The organism is Kutzneria sp. 744 (assembly GCF_000568255.1).
GTDB lineage: Bacteria > Actinomycetota > Actinomycetes > Mycobacteriales > Pseudonocardiaceae > Kutzneria.
Window position 1 is genome coordinate 7583871 of record NZ_KK037166.1, and the last position, 3240, is coordinate 7587110.

Below are 3240 nucleotides of genomic sequence, written 5' to 3' on the forward strand. Positions count from 1 at the left end.
CCTGCATCAGGGCTGGCCGGGGAGCGGTGGGGTGGAGGGGGTCTGGCCGGCGGTCTGGCGCCAGGTCATGGCGCGGACGGCGGCGTCGGTGAGGGCGTCCAGGGCGGTCTTGCGCAGCGCCGGGTCGGTGGTGTGCTCCAGCACCGAACGCCAGGCTGCTGCGGCGTCCGCCTCGGCCGACACCAGCAGCACGAAGGCCGAGGACTGGTTGGTCAGCGGCTGGGGCGTCGAGTAGCCGGGCTCGGCCGACTTCGGGGTGGCGCCGGCCTTCTTGACCAGGGTGATGGTGGCGTCGCGGCGGGCGGTGTGGGCCTCGGAGCCCTTGGCCAGCGCGGGGTCGGAGGCGGGCGGCAGGAAGGCGCCGGCCAGGCCGTAGGCCCAGATCGCGGCGTGCTCGGCGGCCAGGGCCTGCTGGAGGGAGTCGGTCGCCTGGTCGGGCGAAGGGGACGTCACGAGAGCAGCTCCTTCAGGCAGGCGCAGCCGGCGACGACGGAGCCGACGAGCCCGGCGCGGTAGGTCGGGGCGGTCAGCGCGACCTGGCTGGCGGCGTCCTGGGCGGCCCCGAGCGAGGCGGCCATACCGGCGACGCCGGCGGCCTGGTCGGGATAGCTGGTGCCCTGAGGAGGGCTCGACGGGGCCGTGGACGAGGTGGTCGGCGGCGGCGTGGCCCGGTCGATCTCCTTGCGCAGAGCGACGGCCTGGGCGTCCCGGTTGGTGGCGATGAGCTGGAACTTGGCGGCCAGCGCGGGGAACTTGCCGGCCAGCCCGCGGGCGGTGGCGGCGTCCTGCGCGGCGGCGTCGGCCAGTGCGGCCAGCGGGTCCGGCGGTGGCGGCGTGGTCGGCGTCGGGGTGCACGCGGCGACGGCGGGCGCGGCCAGGACCGTGAGCGCGCCGAGGCGCAGAAGGGCCCGGCGGCCGAGCTGAGGGGTCACGGTGAGTCATCTTGCCAGCAATCACCCGACCCACTCCGGTCCGCGTGCGTCTGGACGGCTCAGCGACGAGATACGCTTGGCGACCACGACCGGCGAACGGCATCGCCGGTCGATGTCGTCACGTCCGCGTGGCGACCGAGCAACAACGACCAGGGGAGTGAGAACGTGTCCAGCGCGCCGCGCGGGGAGATAACCGCGCAGCTCGAACCGGTCGTCCGGGATGCAGTCTCGGCGATCGGCTTCGATCTCGAGCTGCTCGACGTGCAGCAGGCTGGGCGTCGCCGACTGGTCAAGGTGGTGGTCGACGGCGAGCAGGGCGTCGGACTCGACGAGATCGCCGAGGCCAGCCGCGCCGTCGCGGCCGCGCTCGACGAGCACGACCACGTGCTCGCGGGCCCGTACACCCTAGAGGTGACCTCGCCCGGCATCGACCGGCCGCTGACCGCGCCGCGCCACTGGCGGCGGGCGAAGTTCCGGCTGGTCAAGGTGCGGCAGACCGACGGGGCCGAGTTCCTCGGCCGGGTCGGCCGGGTCACCGACGAGACGGTCCAGCTGCTGGTCGACGGCCAGCTGCGGGTGCTCGCCCACGGAACCGTCGAACGGGCCGTGGTGGAAGTGGAGTTCCGGCAGCCGCCGGTCGAGGATTTGGCGCTGCTGGAGCGCGGCTGTCAGGAGGAGTCCGAATGAACGTCGACATCGCCGCACTCCGGACCATCGAGCGGGACAAGGACATCCCGTTCGAGACCGTCATCGAGGCCATCGAGACCGCACTGCTGACCGCCTACAAGCACACCGAGGGCCACCGGCCGCACGCTCGGGTGGACATCGACCGCAAGTCCGGCCTGGTCCGGGTGCTGGCGCAGGACATCGGCCCGGACGGCGCGGTCGAACAGGAGTGGGACGACACCCCGGAGGGCTTCGGGCGTATCGCGGCCACCACCGCCCGCCAGGTCATCCTCCAGCGTCTGCGCGACGCGGAGCACGAGCGCACCTTCGGCGAGTTCGCGGCCAAGGAGGGCGAGATCATCGCCGGCGTCGTGCAGCGGGACGCCCGCGCCAACTCGCGCGGCATGGTCGTCGTCCAGATCGGCGACACCGAGGGCGTGCTGCCCCCGGCCGAGCAGGTCCCGGGCGAGCGCTACGAGCACGGCGAGCGCGTCAAGTGCTACGTGGTCGGCGTGTCCCGCGGCGCCCGCGGCCCGCAGATCACCCTTTCGCGCACGCACCCCAACCTCGTGCGCCGGCTTTTCGCGCTCGAAGTGCCCGAGATCGCCGACGGCACGGTCGAGATCCCGGCGGTGGCACGTGAGGCGGGTCACCGTTCGAAGATCGCGGTGCGGTCCACGGTGCCCGGCGTGAACGCCAAGGGCGCCTGCATCGGCCCCATGGGCGCGCGCGTTCGCAACGTGATGAGCGAGCTGGCCGGCGAGAAGATCGACATCATCGACTTCTCGGAGGACTCGGCCACGTTCGTCGGGAATGCCTTGTCCCCGGCCAAGGTTGTCTCGGTGCGGGTGCTCGACGAGCGGGCCAAGACGGCCCGGGTCGTGGTGCCGGACTTCCAGCTCTCCCTGGCCATCGGCAAGGAGGGCCAGAACGCCCGGCTGGCGGCCCGGCTGACCGGCTGGCGCATCGACATCAAGTCCGACGCCGAGGTGGTCGCGCCGACCGGTCAGGTATCCGGTTCGGCAGAGTGAGTCCGAGGGGATAGAATCTTCTGTGGTTCGTCGTTCAGAACCGGCACCCCCGTCCACCGGTCCCATCCGGACGTGCGTGGGATGCCGCGCGAGGGCGTCGGACTCCGAGCTGCTGCGCGCGGTGGTCAGGGACGAGACGGTGGTCCCCGATCCGAGGCGCAGGCTGCCTGGCCGGGGCGCGTGGTTGCACCCCGATCCGGCGTGCCTGCGCGCCGCCGAGCGACGTCGGGCGTTCCCCAGGGCCCTCCGGGTCACGGTGGCGCTCGATCTCGCGGTTCTGACCGCTCACATCGAGTCGGTCGCGGCTGGGGGATGTGCGTCGCGGGACGACCCCGCGGTGGATGAGTAGAGAAGGCAGGTCGACCCGTCATGAGTCAGCCGTGAAGCTGAAGACATGATCGCGCGACGATAGGACGAGGTCGAGCGGGACTTTGCCGCCCGGCCTCCCTAGACGAGGAGAGCAGTGGCAGGCAAGGCCCGAGTGCACGAGCTCGCGAAGGAGCTCGGCGTCACGAGCAAGGAAGTGCTCAACAAGCTCGCCGAACAGGGCGAGTACGTGAAGTCCGCGTCCTCGACGGTGGAGGCCCCCGTGGCCCGCCGGCTGCGGGACG

Annotated in this window: 6 protein-coding genes; 4 read left to right on the forward strand and 2 right to left on the reverse strand. The window is 72.3% G+C overall.

Annotation, left to right across the window (positions count from 1 at the left end):
• Positions 1-6: 6 nt before the first annotated feature.
• Positions 7-453, reverse strand: a complete 447-nt coding sequence (locus tag KUTG_RS64245) for a ferritin-like domain-containing protein (protein ID WP_043722983.1) — start codon at positions 451-453, stop codon at positions 7-9.
• Positions 450-932, reverse strand: a complete 483-nt coding sequence (locus KUTG_RS64250; protein WP_043722984.1) for a hypothetical protein — start codon at positions 930-932, stop codon at positions 450-452. Before KUTG_RS64250 ends, KUTG_RS64245 begins: the two co-directional genes overlap by 4 nt.
• Before the next feature lie 165 nt (positions 933-1097).
• On the opposite strand from KUTG_RS64250, the gene rimP reads away from it, so the two are divergent.
• From rimP to KUTG_RS66540, 4 genes are all read left to right on the forward strand, one after another.
• Positions 1098-1619, forward strand: a complete 522-nt coding sequence (gene rimP, locus KUTG_RS34980) for a ribosome maturation factor RimP (RefSeq protein WP_043722986.1) — start codon at positions 1098-1100, stop codon at positions 1617-1619.
• Complete coding sequence (gene nusA, locus KUTG_RS34985) at positions 1616-2629, forward strand: transcription termination factor NusA (RefSeq protein ID WP_043722988.1); 1014 nt, start codon at positions 1616-1618, stop codon at positions 2627-2629. Before rimP ends, nusA begins: the two co-directional genes overlap by 4 nt.
• A 121-nt stretch (positions 2630-2750) precedes the next feature.
• A complete protein-coding gene (locus KUTG_RS34990) occupies positions 2751-2978 on the forward strand; it encodes a YlxR family protein (RefSeq protein WP_369794662.1) in 228 nt (75 codons plus the stop codon).
• A gap of 132 nt (positions 2979-3110) precedes the next feature.
• On the forward strand, positions 3111-3240 hold a 130-nt coding region (locus tag KUTG_RS66540; protein WP_369794663.1), incomplete at its 3' end, for a translation initiation factor IF-2 N-terminal domain-containing protein.